We start from the raw sequence: 23,880 nt of genomic DNA, 5'->3' as shown, positions 1-23,880 counted from the left end.
AAATTGGTCATTTGGTATTTGCTGTACTAATGAGCGAAAACTGAATATAGTACCACTGAGCTGTAATAAAAAATTGTTGGCAAAGGATGAGCTTAGGACATAGAAACATATCGTTTCTAATAATCATTGAATGAAGGGAGTCTATTTATGAAACTATTCGCAAAAACTACATTAGCAATTGCTGGTATCAGTTTAGGAAGCATGGCATTCGCTGCTGATCCATTAGCCAATACTACTTGGCAGACTTATGACGAAGGCAAGCCAAAAGGCGTGGTTAAAATCACTGAGTCAAATGGCGTGTTGACTGGTAAGCTTATCAGCACCGTGTCAGAGAAGGGTCAGAAGCACGTTGGTATGACGATTATCTCTGGACTAAAAGCTGATGGTAATGGTAAATACAGTGGTGGTAAGATTACTGACCCTGAAAAAAACAAGACTTATAAATTGACTGCTAACTTGAATGGTAGCAATCTTGATCTAAAAGGTCATTTAGGGCCATTCTCACGTAGCCAAACGTGGAAAAAGAAATAAGTCTGAGTTACTGTAACTCTCTTTATTAAGCTAAGTCTTAATAAAGGATAAAAAAATCCCGCATTGCCGAAAGGTTTTGCGGGATTTTTAGTGGTATCTGTTGTTATATCTCTGTTTAAAGTAAAATTAAGATCCTGATTATATATTCATCTCAAAACAAAAGCGATATAAGCTAACTATAGCTTTGCTAGGATAGATGTTCATCGTAAACTGTGAGCAATGCGTGGCAGAGACTTTGAAATCCCTGCTAGCAGCACTACAGCATTCTTAAAGCAGAGTTATTAATATATCCACTATCTTATAAATTCTGGATAGGCTTCCATACCACATTCGGCAATATCAGCACCTTGATATTCTTCTTCTTCAGAGATACGCAGACCGATGACAAACTTGATAATGCTCCAAACGATTAAGCTGCTTATAAAGACCCATGCAAAAATAGTCGCAGCACCTACTAGTTGACCAAGCAATGACGCTGCCGGATTGGTCAGCGGTACAATAAGCAGACCAAATAAACCCACCACACCATGGACAGAAATAGCGCCTACCGGGTCGTCAATTTTTATTTTGTCTAGTAGTAAAATCGATAAGACAACGATGACACCAGCAGTCATACCAAATAAGGTAGCTTGTAGTGCTGACGGCGTTAAAGGTTCTGCAGTGATGGCAACCAAACCTGCCAATGCACCATTTAAGAGCATGGTTAAATCGGCTTTACCAAATATAAGGCGTGCGATGAGCAACGCACCAATCGCTCCACCAGCAGCGGCGGCATTGGTATTCAAAAACACGACAGCGACAGAATTGGCGCTAGCGATATCACCCAGTTTTAATACAGAACCACCGTTAAAGCCAAACCAGCCCATCCATAAGATTAAGGTACCAAGCGCTGCCAGTGGTAAGTTTGCACCAGGAATAGCGCGTATCTCGCCTTTAACGCCATATTTACCTAGGCGCGCTCCTAAGAGTAATACACCTGATAACGCCGCTGCCGCACCTGCCATATGTACGATGCCAGAGCCTGCAAAATCAGAGAAACCCAAGTCGCCTAGACTATATAAGCCAAAGACTTCCTTGCCACCCCATGTCCAGCTGCCTTCTAATGGATAAATGACACCAGTCATCACCACGGCAAACAGTAAGAATGCCCATAGTTTCATACGTTCAGCGACCGCGCCTGAGACGATAGACATACAGGTGGCTACAAAGACAACTTGAAAGAAAAAGTCGGACGCGCTGGAGTAAACTGCATCGCCATTAAAGCCGTTTTCAGCTGAGGTAGCTAATGCATCAGTGACCAAACTTTCGGTGCCTGCAATACCACTCAAAAACAGATTGCCGTCATACATGATGGCATAACCGCATATCATATACATGGTACAGGCAGTCGCAAAAAGCGCGATATTTTTTGTTAGGATTTCGACAGTATTTTTTGAGCGAACCAGCCCTGCCTCTAGCATTGTGAAGCCCGCAGCCATCCACATGACAAGCGCGCCACACATTAAAAAGTAAAACGTATCTAGCGCGTACTGGAGCTCAAAGATTTGATTTTGCATGTTAATTCCCCCTTGAATATATGCAATACAGAGATCGGTATGACCTATAAAGAGATATTTATAAGTAAGTCTTGCGCTTAGATAGCGTCAGGACCTGTCTCACCCGTACGAATACGAATGACTTGCTCGAGATTGGTCACAAATATCTTACCGTCTCCGATTTTACCGGTACTAGCGATACGCGTGATAGCTTCAATAGCTGGCTCAACCATCTCATCCATCACCGCCACTTCCACTTTTACTTTAGGCAAAAAATCCACCACGTACTCGGCGCCGCGATAGAGCTCAGTATGACCTTTTTGACGACCGAAACCTTTGACTTCAGTGACGGTAACGCCTTTTACACCAATGTCAGAAAGCGCTTCACGCACATCATCGAGCTTAAACGGTTTTAAGATCGCAGTGATTAGCTTCATAAAAAAATCCTTATATGGGTGATGTCGCAGGTCAATAGATGCCATTTGATGCAACATATTATGATCATGCTTATATTAAATGATTCAAGAATTGTGCCAAACTTACTCAAGGGGGAAGGTAAAATAAGGCGCATTTACTCAAAATCATTAGCACAATGACAAAAATGGCGTTTATACAGCAAACATAATCCTCGTTTTACTGTGTATAAATAGACAATTAACCTGTAACGTTACATGAATACAAACTTTATTATAACTAACTTTTTAATCACTTGGGGGAGGATATGGCTTTATTTCCTGTGATGATTGGCTAAATGATTGTAGGATATAAAAACAGCTAGAAAAGACAAAGGCTACCTGTTTATCGATATAAAGAGTAGTCTCTATATCGATAAATAAGTAGCCTGAGTGTCAAAAAGAATAAGCTAAGAGGCTGTCTTTAGGCTTTGGGGAACAATAAGTACGGAGTAGTGGTGCTACCTAATAGCTTTTTGGTGTCACTGCCTTTGAGCAGCTCAATCAAACGCGGCTGGGCAAAAGCACCTGTCATCAGTAGACCAATATCGTTGTCACGTTGATAGTAGGTTAGCGCTGCAGTGACATCACGGCAGTCGAGCAAGGTTTTTTTGCATTTAATACCAGCTTGTTTTAGGCGCGCGTAGGCTTCACGTAATGCATCGCAGTTTTCAGAGTTCTCTTTGCCGACCATGACGATATGGATCAGCAAGGCGCGCACTAAAGGTGTTTTACATAGCCAATTCAGCATTTTGTGCGAAGTAGGACTATTATCAAACGCAAATAAAGCACTGGTAGGGGGCAAAAATGGTGCATGAGTCACCAAAATGGGGCAGTGACTTGAGCGGATAAGCTGGCTTAGAGTCGATTTACAAGTGACATGATGACCAATCACGATAAGTTGGGCTTGGTCATCGACATAATTAATACTGTCATCGAGCTTTTCATGCCGATGCAGCGTATAAGTCTTGATTTTGTGACGTTGCTGCTCACAATAGCTGCTTGCTTGATGTAAAAGAAGCTTACCTTGCGCTTTTAACTCGCAATTACTCAAGTGCTCTTTTATAGTGAATTGATCTAGTAAGGTATTTTCATCATCAATATTGAGGCAGCCCGAATAATCAACGGCTGCCTTCTGCTGTAAGCTTGGCACTGAATACAGCAGTCCAATCGGGGCTTGCAAGCGGATAGACGCCCACATGCTTGCTTCCAATACAGCTTGCACATGGTTTGGGCAGTCTAAGCAGGCAATTACGCTATCTGGCTTCAAATTACTCATAAAGGCATCACATCATTTCAATAACTAAAATGCAAGCTGGGCAGTCGAGATATGGCGCTCAACTGCCCAACCTGATTTATATACCAATATAATTACTGATCAATAAACCACTCGTTTATATCAGCTTGATAACACACATACAGTGCTAATCTAATAAGCCAATATCTCGGCGATCATGAATCGAAAAACGATCGATAAGCGTACGGCTGGCACTGTTCAATCCAACGACTTTTACCTCAATACCTTCGCGCTGCAAGCGTATCACCAGCTTATCTAAAGTATCTACTGCGCTGATATCCCAAAAATGCGCTTGGCTCACATCGATGTGAACATTATCTAATGCCTCTTTGGTATCAAAGCTTTGCAAAAACTGCGTGGTAGATGCAAAGAACACTTGCCCTTGAACGTAATAATAACGTGTATTGCTACTGTCATCATATTCGCTAAATACGGTTAAGAATTGACCAATTTTGTTAGCAAAAGCTAAAGCAGATAATAGTACGCCAACACCGACGCCGTATGCTAAGTTGTGAGTAAAGACGGTGGTCAAAACTGTCGCTAGCATGACAATATTAAATGACATAGGATGGGTCTTAAATTCACGAATAGACTGCCAGTTAAAGGTACCAATAGATACCATAATCATCACAGCTACCAGCGCCGCCATCGGTATCAAGCTGACCCAATCATTTAAAAACACCACCATAATCAGTAGTACGACACCAGCGATGAGCGATGATAAACGGGTACGCCCACCAGATTTTACGTTAATCATTGACTGCCCAATCATTGCACAGCCAGCCATACCGCCAAAGAATCCTGATACGACGTTAGCGATACCTTGACCACGGCATTCGCGGTTTTTATCGCTTGGCGTATCGGTCAGCTCATCGACAATGGTTGCTGTCATCATAGATTCCAACAAACCTACGATGGCAAGCGCGATAGAGTAAGGCGCGATAATAAGTAAGGTAGTCAAGTTTAGGGGAATATCAGGAAGCAAAAACATCGGTAATGAATCTGGCAAGTCGCCCATACTGCCAACGTTACGAATATCAAGATTCATATACATGGCAACAGCTGTCAAACCTACAATGCAAATCAGTGGCGATGGAATAACGCGACCAATTTTAGGAATGAGGGGAAATAAATAAATAATCGCCAAACCTGCGGCAGTCATTATATAAACCGTCAGACCAACGCGTTCAGTGGCAGGGTTGAGCTCAGGCAACTGCGCGGCAAATATCAAAATTGCCAGCGCATTCACAAAACCGATAACGACTGAGCGCGATACAAAACGCATCAGATTACCCAGCTTTAAGATGCCCATAACGACTTGAATACCACCGCACAATAAGGTTGCAGCAAGTAGGTATTGCAGACCGTGGTCGGCAACCAAGTCAACCATGACCAGTGCCATGGCTCCTGTAGCTGCCGAAATCATACCCGGACGTCCACCAACGAAACTGATGACTACTGCGATGCAAAATGAGGCATATAAACCAACTTTTGGGTCGACACCGGCGATGATAGAAAAGGCAATGGCCTCTGGAATCAGTGCCAGAGCAACGACTAAACCCGATAAGGTATCGCCACGAATATTGGAAAACCACTCTTCACGTAAATTACCAAAAAAAGATGTCATAAGTAAACTGCATATAGTTGGGGACAAAAAAAGCAATCATTACTCAGTGACAGAATGATTGCATTGTGATGAGCATTTCTAGAATGATAAAACTGTGTCCGCAATCATGGTCTGCGGTAGAAGAAGACAGATAAACCGTCAGAAAAATTATAAAAATACATATGATGAAAAATAAGGGAGAACATGCCTATCATACTATTAGCGTAATATGAAACATTGCCAATAAGAGGCGACAGTCGCACGATAATCGTGACAACATGCTAAACTAAAATGCTATGCTGAAGTTGTCGTCAATATAGTCGCTCTTACTAAGGTCGCTATTATAGCATTAGCCACTCAATATAAAAACCGCCGTCTCATTGTATAAAGCATTGAAAAATCAGTACCGAAATATGGTTGATACCGTTATCATACTATTCATTTTAATCAAATGGTTCAGGCGATATGTGCAGTACATTGATTGTCTGTTTTCTTGATATCATTTTGTTTATTTATTTGTTCGTTTCATAAAAGGAAAAGCCATGACCGCTAGCACCGCAACAGAAACCTTACTTCATAAAGGCAGTGGTTTACAAGTCGTGGTCGGTTTGGGGCAGTCGGGGTTATCGGTCGCGCATTATTTGGCCGAGCAAGGCTACCAAGTTGCCGTCACTGACAATCAAGAAAATCCTGCGTTAGCAAATAAGCTACCTGCTACTATTGATATCAGGCAGTTTGGTGCGATCGATGCCGAATTATTACAACAAGCGGCACGGATTATTATCAGCCCTGGTATCTCTTTAGATAATGTCGCCATTGCCGCGGCACGAGCTGCAAATATTCCAGTGGTCAGTGATATTCAGCTATTTTGTGAGGCTTGTACGGTACCAATCGTTGCGATTACAGGTTCAAATGCCAAGAGCACCGTTACGACACTGGTCGGACAAATGGCGGCAGATGCAGGTATCAATGTTGGCGTAGGCGGTAATATTGGTGTGCCAGCGCTGAGCCTACTGAGTAATAAAGAGATGGAGCTGGCGGTTATAGAGTTATCCAGCTTTCAGTTAGAAACGGTCACCAACTTAGGAGCGCAGGTCGCGACAGTCCTCAATATGTCGCCTGATCACTTAGATCGTCATGGCGATATGCTCGGCTATCACCAAGCCAAACACCGTATCTTTCAAGGTGCCAAATCAGTAGTGATTAATCGAGAAGATGCTTTGACGCGGCCACTGGTATCAGACAGTTTGCCAAGATTGAGTACTGGTATCCATGCGCCTAATAAAGGACATTATGGACTTATTACGGATACCGCCGGACAGACTTATTTAGCACGCGGCACAGAGCGTCTAATATCGGCAGACAAACTCAAGATAAAAGGGCGTCATAACCTGCTCAATGCCCAAGCAGCGTTGGCATTGGGCGAGCTTGCTGGTTTGCCGCTTGAAATTATGCTCATTACTTTGCAGCAGTTTGCAGGGCTTGAGCATCGCTGCCAATATGTCTCTACAGTCGCTGGCATTGATTATTTTAATGACTCTAAAGGCACTAATATTGGCTCAACTATGGCGGCTGTTGAAGGTTTAGGTGCAGTTTATGCGCCAAAAGACGGTAAGCTGCTATTAATATTGGGCGGTCAAGGTAAAGGTCAGCAGTTCGGTGAACTTTCGCCCTTTATCAATCAATACGTGAGTCAAGTGCTGTTTATTGGTGAAGATGGTAAGCAGATTGAGCAGCATTTACGCGCAGCGGGTCTCAGCGATGAGGTCAGCCTACATCAATGTCAGACATTAGAAAATGCTTTTGCGACGATTGAGCAAGTAACAGCAAGTAGTTTGTCGCAAGTACAGGCAGTGTTATTGTCACCTGCTTGTGCAAGCTTCGATCAGTTTGATGGGTTTGTCGCGCGCGGCGAGCACTTTAGCCAGCTCGTTAAACAATTGGATGTTGTGTCTTAAAGGTTTCGATCATGAACGGCAAAACCTAAGCATCTATATAGCCCTATTCGGTCTTATAAAGCGCCTTGTTACAATATTATGTGACCTGCGCTTTATAATCGTAAACACGACAAGCATTTTCTGGATAAATGATTGTTTTGCTTATAAATTGCTGCTACTGTCAAAGACAAGCATTACGGTCAGGAATTACAGACTGTAGCAGAGACAGTGAATACTTTGATGAGTATTAATTGAAGGTTTTCTAATCGACACTGTGTTGCTTATGCGCAACTTTTTAGTCAAGTCTATTCACCAATATCTCTTTTTAATTTTTAAACGGTGGCGTTGCATAAACGCCGTGTTTTTTCGTTTGCTAGTGTATATAAAATTATGGCGCTCTCTTCTCTCTTTCGTTCTTCGTTTCAATCTCGACAACATAACGGTTCAGATGGCGTTTTATCTATGCCATCTGCGCGCGCGATTTTATTATCTAGCGTTGGCTGTATGTTGGTGCTGAGCCTATTAATGGTGGCTTCGGCGTCTATTCCTTTTGCGCTTAGCCGCGGCATGACAGAGCTAAAGTTTTTTTATAATCAGCTTCTATACATGGGCATTGGACTGGTTATCGCAGCGATTTCTTATCGGATTGTGTCCTTAAAGACCTTATATAAGACCGAAACCCAATTTATACTCTTAGCCATTACGGGAGCCTTGCTATTTGCGACCTTATTTAGCACGCCCATTAATGGCTCGAAGCGCTGGTTAACCTTAGCAGGATTCAACTTCCAGGTAGCAGAACTTGCAAAGCTTGTAATGATTATATTTGTCTCAGATTTTGTCGTACGGCGCTCATTCGAAGTTCGTAATGGTTGGGATGGCTTTTTAAGGATTGCGTTGGTGGTTGGGATGATAACCTTTCTATTATTAGCGCAGCCAGATTTTGGCTCCTTTGTGGTTATTATCGGCATGGTCTTTGCGATTTTTTATATCGCTGGTGCTCCTTACAAACAGTTTATCGCCTTGGGTGCGGTTGCTGTCGGCGGCGCAGTATTAATGGTTGCAACAGTACAGTACCGATTGGTACGAGTGATGTCTTTTCTAGACCCATTTGATGATGTGCAAGATACGGATTATCAGTTGGCACGCAGCTTAATTGCCTTTGGCCGTGGACAGTTTACCGGCGTTGGTTATGGTGAAAGTGTGCAAAAACTGTCGCATTTGCCAGAAGCGCATACCGATTTTTTATTAGCCATTACGGGTGAAGAATTGGGTTTCGTTGGGGTGACGATGATTCTAATACTTGAAGCGCTGATTATCGGTAGTGCTATGCGTATTAGTTATACCGCTCTAAAGCGTCGGCAGATGCGCATGAGCTATACTGCTTTTGGCATTGCGGTCGTGTTTATTGCACAGACCATTATCAATGCTGCAATGAATATGGGTGCAATTCCGACTAAAGGTTTGACAATGCCTTTCTTTAGTTATGGTGGCTCATCAATGCTGATTAGCTTAGTGATGGTGGCGGTGCTACTAAAGATTTATAAAGAAAGTCCTGAGATTGAAAAAAGCCAATGTCGCTATTACTAATTGGTGTTTTTGATTTAGAGAAGCGTCGCTTATAGCGGCGTTTTTTTGTTAAATAGCGGGCATATTTAAAGACTGCCTACCTTGTAATGGCGTGTTATCCCATTGAGCAATTGCTTGATTTAGCATACGCTCTGGCGAGTCATGCTCGACTGGTAACTGCCCTAATAGCTTTAACGCATACGCAAGTAATTCACTTGGATAACGGGTATCGATAGGCTGCGCAAGATTTTGCTTAGAGAGTTTTTGACCATCTGAATTGCATATCAAAGGCAGATGATACCAATGACTGATCGTCGGTAAGCGTGCTGCTTGCATGATACTGATTTGAGCAGTCGTCATCGGTAAGATGTCCAAACCGCGCATAATATGGGTGACTTGCTGTAGTCCATCATCAAGACTTGCCGCCAAAATATAATTAATCATGCCATCTTGACGTCGAGCCACCATGTCCCCTAAAGTTTGCTGCGGATTATCCCACTGTATGCCCTGAATACCATCATTAAATCCAATACAGTAATCTGGCAGCTGTATACGCAGTTTATGTTGTATAGGACTTAAATCCTTCTCAATACAAAAACGTGGATAGCGTTGCCTATTGGGCTGTAGATCACTATCTACTTTTCTATTATCGTTAATAGACAAGTCAGTGGATAATTTTACATCATTAAGCGCTATTTGTTGTTCTTGCTGTGTCCAATAATGCTCTAAACGCTTACGTGAGCACTGACAGCCATAAGTCAAAGGACTTAATACTGAACAGACATAATCATTATAAATATCAATGCGCTCAGATTGAAAAATAACATCGTCATCCCAGTTGAGCCCAAGCGCCTCTAAATCTATCAAAATTTGCTCGGTAAACTGTCTGTCACAACGTTCGGTGTCCGTATCTTCGATACGTAATAACCATTTGCCACCGAGTGATTTAATATGACAAAAGCTGGCAAGCGCGGTCGTTAACGAACCTAGATGCAGCTCACCTGTGGGTGAAGGCGCAAAACGGCCGATAGGCTGCGTCAATTCAATATTGGTTGGCATGGTTTTTTCTGACTTAGACGGGGTAAACGTTTTCAACATAGACAGTTATTGTAAAATGACTAGAGAGATGAATAGAATAAACAATCCACCTATAAAAAGATATTTAACAAATACGCTTATTTTGTTGGTGACTCGTCAACCTGCGTAAAGCCTATTTATAAAACGCAACGAGCGACCAATCAATGGTCGCTCGTCCTTATTGTCATGCTTGATCAAAACCGCTTCAGTTCACTATATCTTGTATTTAGCAAACCTAAGCGCTTTTAGGTATGACCTTGGTTTTGGCGTTCTTTAATCTCAGACAATGTTTTGCAATCAATACACTGAGTTGCTGTTGGACGTGCTTCAAGACGACGCAAACCAATCTCTACGCCACAGGTTTCACAAAAACCATAATCATCATTTTCGATTTCTGAGATAGACTTGTCGATTTTGCGAATAAGCTTACGTTCGCGGTCACGTGTACGCAAAGTCAGCGCAAACTCTTCTTCTTGAGTGGCGCGATCATTGATGTCTGGCATGGCACTCGACTCATCTTGAATATAAGTCTTGGTGCGATCCGCTTCACCGATAAGCTGATGCTTCCAGTCTAATAACATTGCCTTAAAATGTGCCAACTGCTCATCAGACATATACTCTTCGTCTTTGGCAGGTGCATAAGGCGTAAACTTAACATCACTTGGATTCGTGGTCAGGGTGCTCATATGGGTATCCTACTTTTTCAAATTAATTCAATAAAACGTGCTGTCAAAAGACCAGACGTTATCAATTTACCAAACGCTATAAATTTTCCCTTTATAAAACGTTTTACCACTTAGTAACACAGCTGATCTGATTAAAATGTTTGTCTCAATATGCTGATAATGACGTATCAATAGTCAAGTATATTGTCATAAATATTTTTATTTAAATGGTTATGCCTAAATAAAATAATAAGTCACTGACTGTGAACACTTAAATTGTGGTCGATGTAGCCATCCTAGCTATTATAATATTGCCTAATGATATATTAAACTGTTGTGATTTTTATCACTATTTATCGTTTGTAATGCTGTCTTCAAAATATAGCTCTCAAGACAAAAATCTGATTAGTTATATCGATATCAACCTATACTTTGCCAGCCATTCTATAACGAATCAAGCAAAATCAGCGAACAATATAGCCGACAGACTCAAAGCACCATTATAGCCAGACAAGTAATCAATTCTAGTCAATAAAACTGGTCGTCAAGTATCTAGTCTTTCAACCCAGCTTGCAACCTTTCCATTGTTGGCTAATTGCAACCAACGATACCCTGGGCGCATATTTTTATCGTAGGCAAAATTGTCTTCAAACGGCTTAAATTGATAGCAGGTAGAAGGAGTGCTATATACAGTGACACCTTGATAATGGCGTGTTTGCTCTTGATGGGTATGCCCATTGATAATAACGCTAAGATTTTCAAAAGGGGTTATATGCTGCCAGAACTCTTCTGCATTTTCTGCCATATGGCTATCAATCCATTCGGAATCTACGGGCAATACATGATGATGGAGCGCGATGAGCGCGGGCTTAGCACAAGATGCTAGCTGCTCACGTACCCAATCAATGTCGGTCGCCGTAATCTCGCCTTCTACTTTGCCAGTAATCGATGAGTCTAGTAAAAGCAGCTGCCAATGCTCAGATTCAATCAAATGACGGCTAAGCAGACGTGGGTCACAAGCCCTCGCAATCAGCGTCCGTTGGTAAAAAGGTAAATCCTCACCCATCTCATCAGTCACGTCATGATTGCCAGCAATACAGGCAAAAGGAATACCCGTCTCCTTCAATACTGTAAAAATATGGTCATAAATAGCAGGCTCTACTTTATTGACCAAATCGCCTGTTACAATAATTAAATCACACCGTATCTCTTTGCTCAATGCTTGCTTGATAATTGCCTCAAAACTATATTGGCAAACAGCGACTTCACTACTGGTTTCATCAGCAGAAGCCGGCACATGTGATGATAGATGCAAATCAGTGATTTGCAATACATTCACCTGTCCGTCTGGCGTGCTGACGGCACTCACAGGATAGCTTGGCATTAAATTTTGTCCCTTATCGAAGACTAACAATGAACACTTTTAGGATATTCAGATAATTAAATGCACCATGGCAGCTCACCTGATTTCTCAATGTCGTTTTTATAGAGCGCATTTTAGACTGCTGATAAGAAGGGTGTTCCCTCTTGCGTAAAGCGCTATTAACTATCATATTGATAGCATTAGTGAAATTTTACAACATTAAACGTATGAAAGCTTTAGCAATTTTAATGAAATAAAGTTGTGCAAGGGAAAGAGATATTTGAGAGCATTACCTATGGCTATAGTGTGTTATGGCAAATGGCCTACCTTCTAACGGCGTGGCGACCAAAACTTTGCCAATATGGATTTTGATGTGGTCAGTTTTGAGATGATTAAAGCGGTAAAGAACAAACTGGCTAAGACTAAGACGATAGAGAGTCCAGTTTGGATATCAAGCCAAATACTACCCCATACACCGAGTGTCACACCAAGTTGTGCTGTAAATAGGGCGATAATCACCATCTGTTTTGGTGACGCTGACCACAGGCGAGCAGTAAGAGCTGGCAATACCAATAAGCCACTGATCAATAAGCTGCCAACAGCTTGCAAAGCGATGGCACAGAACCCTGCTAATACGCCCATAAAAAACAGACGTTGGCGAGTAGGGTTAATGCCTTGTATACGTGCCAAAGCTTCATGGGTTGCCAATTTAATTTGGGCAGGCCATATATAAATGAGTAATGCTAATCCGACTAGTACACTACCAGCAATTAAGGGCAAATCTGCCCAATCAAGCTCAAGCAAGTTACCAAACAAGAACCCTAAGACGTTTGCTTGCTGATCGGTTAGTTGGGTTAAAGTTAATAATCCCAGACACAGTAAGGATACGGCAACCACTGCTAGTACAGCATCGGCTGGTAAGCGCTCATCATCCATAAATGCCAGTCCCAATACCACCATCACGCTTACCAACGCAATACCGATACCCATTGGCATCTGCCACCATACCGCCAGTGCCACACCTAGTAATGTCCCATGTGCTAATGCATCAGCGAAAAAAGCCATACGTCGCCACAACACCAAACATCCTAAAGGTGCTGAAAGCAATGCTAAAATACTACCGGCAATCCAAGCAGGCGCAATAATGGCTAACCAAGCACTCATAATACATATCCGTAAATTTTTATAAAAAAGGTAATCAGGTCGTTTTTGATTTAAGTCATTTGATTTTTATTATATCTAGCTTGGTGCGTGATGCTCGCAGGCATGCGGCTGATGGACATACGGCTGCTCGTAATGATGACCGAATAGCTTTTGAAACTCACTGCTGATGGCAAGCTCGCTCGGTTGACCTTCACAGCAAATATGCTTATTCAAGCAAATCACTCTTCGACTGCCTTTCATGACCCAGTGCAAATCATGCGAGACTACTAACATAGCACAGCGTAAAAATTCCGGTAGTTCATCAATAAATTGATACAACCAAACCTCCGTTTCAGGATCAAGACCTTGCATCGGCTCATCTAAAATCAATAAGTTGGGCTTATCTAATAACGCCCGTGCCAATAATACCCGTTGAGTTTCACCGCCAGAGAGGTGCAGCATCTGCCGCGAGAGTAAATGGGTCAATGATAATTTATCAAATATAAACTGCCGCTGCTCTGCCGTAAGGCGTTTTTTACAGGCTTGCGCTAAAAGGTCGCTGACACGTAATGGCAGTATTGGTGGCACAGAAAATCGTTGCGGCACATAGCCTATCTGTAAAGGCTCAGAAGGCGTGACCTGTCCAGATGTTGGTACAATCAGTCCCAAAATAAGCTTAACCAGCGTCGACTTGCCCGCACCATTGGGACCAATAACGCTTACCGTCTCATTGACTGCAATGTCAATATTAATATTAGACAGTAAACGTTGTTGACCAATATAGTAGCTGACATTGCTTAAGTTCAGCAGCTTACTTGTATTATTCATCAGATGACCGCGCATATGGATAGGGAATAGGTTTAAATATAACAGTAATCTAAATTTTTACTGACAGGCTTGGCAACGACCGCTCAGCTCAATCACACTACGAGCAACGGTAAAGCCGATATCTTCTTCAGCAAAGCTCATCATCTCTTGCACAGGTAAGCTGCTACACTCTTGTACGCGTTGACACTGCTCACAAATTAAAAAGGCTGCCGTATGATGAGCGCGTGGATGACAGCAAGGTACATAAGCATTGATAGAGGTCAGCTGATGAATCAAGCCTTCGCTCAATAAAAACTCTAAACTGCGATATACAGTTGGCGGTGCGACATTTTTCGTGCCCTCAAGCTCACTGTCATTATCTAAGAGTCGCATTTGCTGTAACTGAGTGATTAAATCATAAGCACCCACTGGTTTATTGGCCTGCAATACCAGCGTATATATCTGCTGCCGTAAGGGGGTAAAACGCACACCTCGCATACGAGACTGCTCTTTTGCTGCTTCTAGACGCTCGGTCACATCCTGTGGCGTAAAATCTTGCACGTCATGAGCATGCTCACAGTTCGATGAAGTGGTCGGCATAGCACAAACTCCCAAAAGCATTTTCAATAAATGCAGAAAGTATTCGGTTTTAATTAAATTCCGCACAGTATAACGGTAAATGGCTATATCAATACGTAGATTTGCCAAACCTTACTATTACTTTTAATCAACATCGCTTTTGTAGGTTGGACTGCGGTTAGCAAAAACAGAATAGCTGTAATGCAAAATAAAAGTGGGATTTAATTATGTTATAGTATAACATAATGATTGGAAACTTAATATATTAAAGATATCGCAGTTCAATGACTTAATAGGATCAATAACGCATGATTGCCAATTCTCATAAAGCCACGCCGATTGTAGATAACAGCTTAAACGTTCAGGAAAAGAATCTTTTGCATAAGGTGCAGCAATTAACACAGCAGTACTTCTTAATAGCTAGCTTGTTGATGTTAGGGTTTTTGGCGTTACCAGCTCAAGCGGCAACGGTGAGTGTGAGTAATTATCCATTATTTTTGTTAAGCCAAGCAGTTACTGAAGGCGCACCCCCTGCCAAGCAATTATTACAAGCAGGAGAGGTAGGGCATCATGGTAGTATCAGCCCCGGCGATATCAAAGCGATTCAGGACAGTACCTTTGTGGTTTGGTTTGGTGAGCCGTTAGAAAATAACTTGGCAGCAAATTTAAACGACGCGCCTAACTCTATCGCTTTATTTAAGTTTGATGCTTTTAATCGCCATCCTTTGCGTGATATCAAAGGCAAGCCTATCGCTGGCACGCTTGATCCACATATTTGGTTGGATCCTAACAACGCCAAAGCCATTACCCGTGCTCTTGCCGTCATACATAGTCATGCCGATCCGCAATATAAAGAACTTTATCATGCCAATGCACAAAAATTTGCCCAACGTATGGATGCAGCAGTGGCAAACAGTAGTGCTAAACAAAAACCTTTGCCGTATTGGGCTTATCATGATGCTTATCAATATATGGAAAACAGCATGAACCTACAGCTCATCGGCAGCTTAAGTACTGACGATCATTTAGCACCAAAAGCCAGTCAATTACGCTGGCTTAACGAGCAGCGCCCCGCTAAGAAAATGTGTCTGGTCAGTCCAAGTGCGCCTGCCAAAGGTTTACTTGCCAAGTTACAGCCCGTTCAAGAAACCGTTCAGGCAGAAGATATGAGTAATAGTAAGGACTTTGTCAGTGGGTGGCAAACGATGGCACAGCAGATTCGCCAATGTATATCATAATGGACTTATTAGAATAAGTGATTGAAACTGTTAATTAAGAATCCCTAAAGACTGTGATATAGTGCCGGTCAAAGACTGGTTATCTACGCTTAAGTATATGAATTCTTGATGATTGAGCTAGGTGACTGATAAAAGGTATATTTTACTTGCTTAAAAGGGGCTCGCTCCCTATAATAAGTGGCGTTTAATTTTGGTTAAAAGGTAACATCTGTAGAGTGAGCCATTCACGGATAATAGTGTCGCGATGATATTAGATAGCGATATAATCCAAATGTTTAAGGCTATAGAAATACCATGACCAAGCCTGCCAAACGCACACAAAAAGATAAAATTGGTATTTATATCAAACGTCAAGCATGGATACTGTTTATCCTTATTATTATTGCTTGGCTTGTAGATACGATGTGGCTGCACAGTGCGCTAACCGTTGCAAAAAGCACCGCTATTGGTGCCTTGCTAAGTTTTGCCACACAAGCTGTCTTTGCCTTTTTTATCTTTTGGTATACCGGTTATCGCGCGCGCTTACATATTGTTAGCCAGCTTTATCGGGGTCAGATGGCCAAATGGCTATTGACTGTGTTTGGTTTCGCACTAATTTTTATTACCGTACAACCCCTATCTGCGCCAGCGCTGTTTATCGGTTTTATGGTAATGCAAATTAGTCACAGTTGGATGTTGTGGCATATACGCTAGTGTTAATAAATGATAACTATATACATAGTTACAGTATTCATTGCGCTTAGCAAGTCACCCTGCCGTCCAGCTTCTCTATGACTGATTTTAGAAAGTCGAAGCATAATAATTGTCTTAGGACAGTACCAACTATCGTGATATGAGCGTTTGATATAAGGTAGCGTGCAGTAATGTGCGGGTAGGGGAGCGCGAAATGAGCGTTTACTACTATTTATACTTAAATTCTTACAATTTAATTATAGATGCGAAGCAACGGTGTTAAACGCCACTAGCAGCTAACTTATTCATACAGCGGATAAAAAAGTCACAATTGACTTTACACGAATACAACCCTGCATTAATATATGCAGCTAAATATTTTACTTAACAGCGCTGTATTAAGCGTCGACTGTCAAAACACAGTGATAATAAGTAAACATATACATAAGAATTTTGCGTACACATGTAAAGGGCTATTACTGAACTATCATAAGCCCTTTTTTGATAGCTAAAATTTATCTTACGCTATCAAATCAGCATGAGTCATAGAACTATGGGTTGGATGTTATTGGTTACATGAGCGTGTTAGCATGAGTCACTTGCTTGCTTTGTTGCAAGGCAGATAAACATACTAAAATCTCATCAGATGACAACCATATTTTTGGTAGTTGATTAAATCGTTGATTAATAAGAAGCTGACATTATGGCAGGCGAGCAAACAACAACAGAATATATCTCTCACCACTTAACGAACTGGACGTACGGCTATCTGCCGGGCGAAGGTTGGAAAGTTGCCTATAATGCTGAAGAAGCTAGTGCAATGGGCTTTAAAGCTATCCACCTTGATTCTATGCTTTGGTCAATTGGTCTAGGCATTGTTTTCTGTGCCATCTTTTGGATGGTCGCTAGGAAAGTCACTTCAGGCGTACCGGGTAAAACTCAGGCTGCGGTTGAGATGATCGTTGAGTTCGTTGATAACAACGTTCGTGATTCGTATAGTGGTACCTCAAAGCTGATTGCGCCTTTGGCGTTGACTATCTTTGTATGGATATTCTTAATGAACTTGATGGATTTACTACCCGTCGACTTTATCCCTATGATTGCTGGCCAAATCGGCGCACTGATGGGACATGATCCACATCATGTGTACTTTAAGATTGTTCCAACCACGGATCCTAATATCACGCTTGGCATGTCTTTTTCTGTCTTTATACTGATTCTGTTTTATAGTATCAAAGAAAAAGGTTTGGGCGGCTTTGTTGGCGAGCTAACACTGCATCCGTTTAGTGCCAAAAATCCTATCGTACAAATTATTTTAATACCCATCAACTTTATCTTAGAGTTTGTTACTCTGATAGCGAAACCTATCTCTTTAGGTTTACGACTATTCGGTAACATGTATGCTGGTGAGTTGATTTTCATACTGATTGCCTTAATGCCGTTTTGGATTCAATGGGCGTTATCAGTACCGTGGGCTATTTTCCACATCTTAATTATTACACTTCAAGCGTTCGTATTTATGATGCTGACGATAGTTTATATGTCACTTGCATCATCAACTGAACATTAATTAGACATTCAATAGGTAAATGAGGATACATCCATGGATCCAGTATTAGGTGGTTACACAGTTATCGCAGTAGCACTACTTATCGGTTTAGGTGCACTAGGTACAGGTATTGGTTTTGCTATTCTAGGTGGTAAATTCCTAGAAGGCGTTGCGCGTCAGCCAGAACTTGGTTCACAGTTGCAAACTCGTATGTTCATCGTAGCAGGTCTTCTTGATGCTATTCCGATGATCGGTGTTGGTATTGCTATGCTATTGTTGTTCGCTAACCCTCTAGCAGGTTAATCAGAAAGCTCAGTTGTAAATGTTTGGTAGTCAAAGTTTGTATCTTAACCATAGCCAAAATTTGGCTATCAAATATGATCAATGAAACTGATTTTTCATTAACAAAGAGGTGATCACGTGAATATCAATTCTACCCTCATCGGTCAAGCCATTGCTTTTGCAATCTTTGTGATGTTCTGCATGAAATTCGTGTGGCCACCACTTATCGGCGCAATTAATGACCGTCAGCGTAAAATTGCTGAAGGCTTAAATGCCGCAGAAAAAGCAAAAGCAGATTTGGCGACCGCGGAGCGAGATGTACAGCAGGAGCTTGATCTTGCAAAGACTAAAGCTGCTGCTCTGATCGAGCAAGCAAATAAAAGCGCCAATCAACTTGTTGAAGATGCAAAATCGCAAGCCCAAGTGGAAGGCGAGCGCATTCGTCAACAAGCGCAAGCCTCTATCGACCAAGAAATCAATCAAGCACGTGAATCATTACGTGCCCAAGTTGCTGAATTGGCGGTACTTGGTGCAGAAAAGATTTTGCAAGACAAAGTCGATGTGCAAAAACATGCCAGCATGTTAGACCAACTGGCGGCGAAGCTGTAATTGTGAGGATATAATGGCTGACTTATCAACCTTAGCACGACCGTACGCTAAAGCCGCGTTTGACTATGCCAATGAAAACGGGGCAGTAAATGAGTGGGAAGACTTCTTATTTGTTGCCGCCACCGTTGTCAATGACAAGTCGTTCAGTACTTGGCTAGACAATCCAGCTGTTTCTGCTGAGCATAAGTCAGCTGCTTTGGTCGATCTTTATGATACGCAAGTAGCTAGCGCTAATGATTCTGCTTTTAAGCAGTTATTAGATGCAAATAAAGGGGTTCGCCCTGACAGCAACGCCAGCTATTCAAAAGTATCAGTAGCATTTAGTAACTTCGTTAAACAGTTATCAGAACAAGAGCGTCTGGCGCTGCTTCCTGAAGTTTATGAGCATTATCGCCGTCACAAGGCAGTAAGCTTAAAGCAGCTTGACGCTTATGTGACCTCTGCTTATCCATTAACCGATGATCAGCGTGATATGCTACAAGCACGTCTTGCTGCTTCGCTAAATGCTAGCGTAGTGATTCATGAATCGGTGGATGCCAGTCTTTTGGCAGGCGTTACGATCAAAGTCGGTGACAAAGTCATCGATGATTCGATGCGCGGCAAGTTACAACAGTTAAAAACACAGCTAACGGCCTAATGCCAATCATTAACGTAGCTTAATTAAGCATGCGTGATATAAGAGCATTTACGTCAGTGGCGGGTTATCATAAATTAAAGGAAACAAGGCAATGCAACAATTGAATCCAGCGGAAATCAGTAACCTGATTAAGCAGCGCATTCAAGACCTTGATGCGGGTGCAACTGCAAAGAATGAAGGCACGATTGTCAAAGTATCTGACGGTATCGTGCAGATTCATGGTCTTGAAGATGCCATGTACGGCGAAATGATTGAGTTTGAAGGTGAAGTCTACGGAATGGCGCTCAACTTAGAGCGTGATTCTGTTGGCGCAGTAGTACTGGGTGACTTCCTAAAACTACAAGAAGGTCAAAAAGCCTATTGTACTGGTCGTATCCTTGAAGTTCCGGTAGGTCCTGAGTTGCTAGGCCGTGTTGTTGATGCTTTAGGTAACCCTATTGATGGCAAAGGTCCTATTAATGCCAAAATGACTGACAAAGTTGAGAAGATCGCTCCAGGCGTTATCGATCGTCAGTCAGTTGATCAGCCAGTAATGACAGGTTATAAGTCTGTTGATACCATGATTCCAATCGGTCGTGGTCAGCGTGAGCTTATCATTGGTGATCGTCAGACGGGTAAAACCGCGATGGCTATCGATGCGATCATTGCACAGAAATCATCTGGTATTAAATGTGTCTATGTTGCAATCGGTCAGAAACGTTCTACCATTGCCAACGTCGTACGTAAGCTTGAGCAAACTGGCGCCCTTGAATATACTACTGTTGTAGTAGCGTCAGCATCAGAGCCAGCAGCACTGCAATATATCGCACCGTACTCAGGTTGTACGATGGGTGAATACTTCCGTGACCGCGGCGAAGATGCACTGATTGTATTTGATGATTTATCAAAACAAGCAGTCGCGTATCGTCAAATCTCACTACTATTACGTCGTCCGCCAGGTCGTGAAGCGTATCCTGGTGATGTATTCTATTTACACTCACGTTTACTTGAGCGTGCATCACGCGTAAACGCGGCGTATGTAGAAAAATTCACCAATGGTGAAGTGGTCGGTAAAACAGGTTCTTTAACTGCTCTACCTATCATTGAAACCCAAGCAGGTGACGTATCTGCATTTGTACCGACTAACGTGATTTCAATCACTGATGGTCAGATTTTCTTAGAGTCAAGCCTATTCAACTCAGGTATCCGTCCGGCTGTGAACGCTGGTATTTCGGTATCACGTGTTGGTGGTGCGGCTCAGACTAAGATTATTAAGAAACTGTCTGGTGGTATCCGTACCGCACTGGCTCAGTATCGTGAACTTGCAGCATTCGCTCAGTTTGCATCAGATCTTGATGATGTGACTCGTGAACAGCTTGACCACGGTGAGCGTGTGACTGAATTGATGAAGCAAAAACAGTATCAGCCAATGTCAATCTCTGAGCAAGCCGCTGTTATCTATGCGTCAAACGAAGGTTTCTTAGCAGACGTACCAGTTGAAAAAATCGGTTCTTTTGAAGAAGCTTACTTACGCTACATGCATGATGAGCAAGCTGACTTAATGAAAGAGATTGATGACACTGCGAATTATAACGATGATATCGCAGGTCGTTTAAAGTCTTCTTTAGAGACTTTTAAACAAAATCACAGTTATTAATTTAACGGGTTAAGCCAGTTTTGTTGTGGCTTTAGTGTTAGAGCTTATGGAGTGGCGCGTTGTCTGATAAGCTTTTTATTAAGACAGCAGCGCCACTTTAGTCACAACTCATGGTATATGGTTGCGTCATGCCACAAGATATTAAAACATTTAAACAATGATGCAATGCTAAATTGTACATTGTTAATGAGAATACCGTTTTATATTGAAATATTGTTGCATGCGCCAATGCTTTTTTAACCCTCTTATATTGGAATCATTATGGCAAACTTAAAAGAAATACGTGCCAAAGTCACCAGTATTCAAAGCACCCAGAAAATTACTCGCGCTATGCAAATGGTAGCCGCCAGTAAAATGCGCCGTGCCCAAGAGCGCATGGAAGTGGGTCGCCCGTATGCTGATAGTATGCGCCGGGTTATTTCGCATTTGGTGCATGCCTCATCCGATTATAAACATCCGTATATGGTAAGCCGTCCAGTCAATAGAGTTGGCTATATTGTCATCACATCTGACCGTGGTCTAGCGGGTGGTTTGAATATTAACTTATTCAAAGCCTTATCTAAGAATATTCAGAAATACCAAGAGCAGTCTGTACAAGCTGAATTTGCTGTCATTGGCGCTAAAGGTGTCAGCTTCTTTAAAAGCTTTGGTGGTAAAGTCACCTCAGCCGTAACTGATTATGGTGATAAACCTACTTTTGAGCAGATAAATGCGCCAGTTCAAGCAATGCTTGACGATTATACTAACGGTAAAATAGACCGCATTTATGTGGTTTATAATAAGTTTGTCAATGCAATGACCCAAAAGCCAACGGTCAATCAGTTGGTGCCTTTACCAGAGAGTGCGTTTGGTGAAGAAGAGAGCGGCATTCAGACAGAACTTAGTTGGGATTATATCTACGAGCCTGATATCAAAACATTGATTGATGAATTGCTTGGACGTTACATTGAGTCTATCGTCTATCAAGCGGTGATGGAAAACATTGCCTCTGAGCAGTCCTCACGTATGGTTGCGATGAAAGCGGCGACAGATAATGCTGGCGACCTAATTAACGATTTACAGTTGGTTTATAACAAGCTGCGTCAAGCGGCGATTACCCGAGAAATATCGGAAATCGTTGGCGGTGCTGCTGCTGTTTCATAATTGAAACCCTTTATAAAACCCAATATATACAGAATTTCCAGGAGAACGCAATGAGTAGCGGTCGTATTGTACAGATTATTGGCGCGGTTCTTGACGTTGAGTTCAACCGTAATGAAGTACCTAAGATTTTTGATGCTTTGCTAGTTGATGGCACCGAAACTACTTTAGAAGTACAGCAACAGCTGGGTGATGGCATCGTACGTACGATTGCTATGGGTTCTACTGAAGGACTCAAGCGTAACCTTCCAGTTACCAATACTGGTGGCCCAATTTCTGTGCCAGTTGGTATCGGTACGCTAGGTCGCATCATGGATGTTCTTGGTCGTCCTATCGATGAAGAAGGTCCAGTACAAGCAGATGAGCGCTGGTCAATTCACCGTGAAGCGCCAAGCTATGCAGAACAATCAAACAGTACTGAGCTGTTAGAGACTGGTATTAAAGTAATCGATTTACTTTGCCCGTTTGCTAAAGGTGGTAAAGTTGGTCTGTTTGGTGGTGCTGGTGTTGGTAAAACCGTCAACATGATGGAATTAATCAATAACATCGCGCTTAAGCACGAAGGTCTATCAGTATTTGCGGGTGTTGGTGAGCGTACGCGTGAAGGTAACGATTTCTATCACGAAATGCAAGAAGCTGGCGTTGTAAACACCGAAGACTTTAGCAAATCTAAAGTTGCGATGGTATACGGTCAAATGAATGAGCCACCGGGTAACCGTCTACGTGTTGCACTGTCTGGTTTGACCATGGCTGAATACTTCCGTGATACGAAAGATCCTGCTACTGGCAAAGGTCGTGACGTATTGTTGTTTGTTGATAACATCTACCGTTATACACTAGCCGGTACTGAAGTATCAGCACTGCTAGGTCGTATGCCATCAGCGGTTGGTTATCAGCCGACACTTGCTGAAGAAATGGGTATGCTCCAAGAGCGTATTACTTCTACGCAATCAGGCTCTATTACTTCTGTACAAGCGGTATATGTACCTGCGGATGACTTGACCGATCCATCACCTGCTACTACTTTTGCTCACTTAGATGCGACAGTAGTACTAAGCCGTGATATCGCCTCACAAGGTATCTATCCTGCAGTTGATCCACTAGATTCAACGTCACGTCAGCTTGATCCATTGGTTATTGGTGAAGAGCATTACAACGTTGCTCGTGGTGTTCAAGAAGTTCTACAGCGCTATAAAGAACTAAAAGACATCATCGCGATTTTGGGTATGGATGAGTTATCAGAAGAAGATAAACTGGTTGTTTATCGCGCTCGTAAAATTCAGCGCTTCTTATCACAGCCATTCCATGTCGCTGAAGTCTTCACTGGCGCACCTGGTAAATATGTACCATTACGCGATACCATTGCTAGCTTCAAAGCAATCATCGCAGGTGAATATGACAGCTTACCAGAGCAAGCCTTCTATATGGCTGGCGGTATCGACGAAGTCGTTGCTAAAGCTGAAAAAATGAAGTCTTCTGCTGCGTAAGTGGTATTAGTATTCGCTAAAAAGTAGGTGTAATATAAACTTTATATCTACTCTTTAGTAACGTGTTGCGTT

Annotated in this window: 22 protein-coding genes; 12 read left to right on the top strand and 10 right to left on the bottom strand. The window is 42.3% G+C overall.

What is annotated here, in order from left to right; genetic code table 11:
• The first annotated feature begins 147 nt into the window (after positions 1–147).
• Positions 148–531 (top strand): DUF2147 domain-containing protein, encoded by a 384-nt coding sequence (locus PCRYO_RS12005; RefSeq protein ID WP_011514653.1) that lies wholly within the window; start codon positions 148–150, stop codon positions 529–531.
• 293 nt (positions 532–824) lie between these two features.
• Here PCRYO_RS12005 and PCRYO_RS12000 read toward each other — a convergent pair whose 3' ends face one another.
• The 4 genes from PCRYO_RS12000 to PCRYO_RS11985 form a co-directional block, all read right to left on the bottom strand.
• The gene (locus PCRYO_RS12000; RefSeq protein ID WP_011514652.1) at positions 825–2,087 is read right to left on the bottom strand and encodes an ammonium transporter; all 1,263 of its coding nucleotides are present in this window, start codon (positions 2,085–2,087) and stop codon (positions 825–827) included.
• A 77-nt stretch (positions 2,088–2,164) separates the two neighbouring features.
• Positions 2,165–2,503 carry a P-II family nitrogen regulator gene (locus tag PCRYO_RS11995; protein ID WP_011514651.1) on the bottom strand — a complete coding sequence of 113 codons (339 nt, stop codon included), beginning with the start codon at positions 2,501–2,503 and terminating at the stop codon, positions 2,165–2,167.
• 439 nt (positions 2,504–2,942) lie between these two features.
• Positions 2,943–3,797: a universal stress protein gene (locus PCRYO_RS11990; RefSeq protein ID WP_011514650.1), complete on the bottom strand. Its 855-nt coding sequence runs from the start codon at positions 3,795–3,797 to the stop codon at positions 2,943–2,945.
• A 145-nt stretch (positions 3,798–3,942) separates the two neighbouring features.
• Positions 3,943–5,442, bottom strand: coding sequence for a SulP family inorganic anion transporter (locus PCRYO_RS11985; protein ID WP_011514649.1), 1,500 nt, complete (start codon positions 5,440–5,442; stop codon positions 3,943–3,945).
• 521 nt (positions 5,443–5,963) lie between these two features.
• Between PCRYO_RS11985 and murD the strand changes: the two genes are divergently transcribed.
• Positions 5,964–7,379 (top strand): UDP-N-acetylmuramoyl-L-alanine--D-glutamate ligase, encoded by a 1,416-nt coding sequence (murD, locus tag PCRYO_RS11980; protein WP_011514648.1) that lies wholly within the window; start codon positions 5,964–5,966, stop codon positions 7,377–7,379.
• 441 nt (positions 7,380–7,820) lie between these two features.
• Positions 7,821–8,945 (top strand): FtsW/RodA/SpoVE family cell cycle protein, encoded by a 1,125-nt coding sequence (locus tag PCRYO_RS11975; protein ID WP_041753281.1) that lies wholly within the window; start codon positions 7,821–7,823, stop codon positions 8,943–8,945.
• A 48-nt stretch (positions 8,946–8,993) separates the two neighbouring features.
• Here PCRYO_RS11975 and gluQRS read toward each other — a convergent pair whose 3' ends face one another.
• The 6 genes from gluQRS to PCRYO_RS11945 form a co-directional block, all read right to left on the bottom strand.
• The gene (gene gluQRS / locus PCRYO_RS11970; protein ID WP_041753279.1) at positions 8,994–9,983 is read right to left on the bottom strand and encodes a tRNA glutamyl-Q(34) synthetase GluQRS; all 990 of its coding nucleotides are present in this window, start codon (positions 9,981–9,983) and stop codon (positions 8,994–8,996) included.
• Between the two features lie 263 nt (positions 9,984–10,246).
• Positions 10,247–10,687, bottom strand: a complete 441-nt coding sequence (gene dksA, locus PCRYO_RS11965; RefSeq protein WP_011514645.1) for an RNA polymerase-binding protein DksA — start codon at positions 10,685–10,687, stop codon at positions 10,247–10,249.
• A 523-nt stretch (positions 10,688–11,210) separates the two neighbouring features.
• Entirely contained in the window at positions 11,211–12,050 is an 840-nt protein-coding gene (locus tag PCRYO_RS11960; RefSeq protein ID WP_011514644.1) for a metallophosphoesterase, read from the bottom strand.
• Between the two features lie 309 nt (positions 12,051–12,359).
• Positions 12,360–13,193, bottom strand: a complete 834-nt coding sequence (locus PCRYO_RS11955) for a metal ABC transporter permease (protein ID WP_011514643.1) — start codon at positions 13,191–13,193, stop codon at positions 12,360–12,362.
• 75 nt (positions 13,194–13,268) lie between these two features.
• Complete coding sequence (locus tag PCRYO_RS11950; RefSeq protein WP_226939313.1) at positions 13,269–14,000, bottom strand: metal ABC transporter ATP-binding protein; 732 nt, start codon at positions 13,998–14,000, stop codon at positions 13,269–13,271.
• A 57-nt stretch (positions 14,001–14,057) separates the two neighbouring features.
• Positions 14,058–14,579: a Fur family transcriptional regulator gene (locus PCRYO_RS11945; protein ID WP_011514641.1), complete on the bottom strand. Its 522-nt coding sequence runs from the start codon at positions 14,577–14,579 to the stop codon at positions 14,058–14,060.
• Between the two features lie 287 nt (positions 14,580–14,866).
• On the opposite strand from PCRYO_RS11945, the gene PCRYO_RS11940 reads away from it, so the two are divergent.
• From PCRYO_RS11940 to atpD, 9 genes are all read left to right on the top strand, one after another.
• The gene (locus PCRYO_RS11940) at positions 14,867–15,796 is read left to right on the top strand and encodes a metal ABC transporter solute-binding protein, Zn/Mn family (protein WP_011514640.1); all 930 of its coding nucleotides are present in this window, start codon (positions 14,867–14,869) and stop codon (positions 15,794–15,796) included.
• Between the two features lie 294 nt (positions 15,797–16,090).
• Entirely contained in the window at positions 16,091–16,489 is a 399-nt protein-coding gene (locus PCRYO_RS11935) for an ATP synthase subunit I (RefSeq protein WP_011514639.1), read from the top strand.
• A 682-nt stretch (positions 16,490–17,171) separates the two neighbouring features.
• Complete coding sequence (atpB, locus tag PCRYO_RS11930; RefSeq protein WP_011514638.1) at positions 17,172–18,038, top strand: F0F1 ATP synthase subunit A; 867 nt, start codon at positions 17,172–17,174, stop codon at positions 18,036–18,038.
• A 33-nt stretch (positions 18,039–18,071) separates the two neighbouring features.
• Positions 18,072–18,320, top strand: coding sequence for a F0F1 ATP synthase subunit C (gene atpE, locus PCRYO_RS11925; protein ID WP_010197960.1), 249 nt, complete (start codon positions 18,072–18,074; stop codon positions 18,318–18,320).
• A gap of 117 nt (positions 18,321–18,437) precedes the next feature.
• The gene (locus PCRYO_RS11920) at positions 18,438–18,908 is read left to right on the top strand and encodes a F0F1 ATP synthase subunit B (protein WP_011514637.1); all 471 of its coding nucleotides are present in this window, start codon (positions 18,438–18,440) and stop codon (positions 18,906–18,908) included.
• Positions 18,909–18,921: 13 nt separating this feature from the next.
• Positions 18,922–19,545 carry a F0F1 ATP synthase subunit delta gene (locus tag PCRYO_RS11915; RefSeq protein WP_011514636.1) on the top strand — a complete coding sequence of 208 codons (624 nt, stop codon included), beginning with the start codon at positions 18,922–18,924 and terminating at the stop codon, positions 19,543–19,545.
• A 91-nt stretch (positions 19,546–19,636) separates the two neighbouring features.
• Positions 19,637–21,181, top strand: coding sequence for a F0F1 ATP synthase subunit alpha (gene atpA / locus PCRYO_RS11910; protein WP_011514635.1), 1,545 nt, complete (start codon positions 19,637–19,639; stop codon positions 21,179–21,181).
• A 261-nt stretch (positions 21,182–21,442) separates the two neighbouring features.
• The gene (gene atpG / locus PCRYO_RS11905) at positions 21,443–22,324 is read left to right on the top strand and encodes a F0F1 ATP synthase subunit gamma (protein WP_011514634.1); all 882 of its coding nucleotides are present in this window, start codon (positions 21,443–21,445) and stop codon (positions 22,322–22,324) included.
• Positions 22,325–22,374: 50 nt separating this feature from the next.
• Entirely contained in the window at positions 22,375–23,808 is a 1,434-nt protein-coding gene (atpD, locus tag PCRYO_RS11900; protein ID WP_011514633.1) for a F0F1 ATP synthase subunit beta, read from the top strand.
• The last annotated feature ends 72 nt before the right edge of the window (positions 23,809–23,880 follow it).

The sequence above is a fragment of the Psychrobacter cryohalolentis K5 genome (assembly GCF_000013905.1).
GTDB classification, from domain to species: Bacteria; Pseudomonadota; Gammaproteobacteria; order Pseudomonadales; family Moraxellaceae; genus Psychrobacter; species Psychrobacter cryohalolentis.
This window is presented reverse-complemented; position numbering and strand designations above follow the sequence as displayed.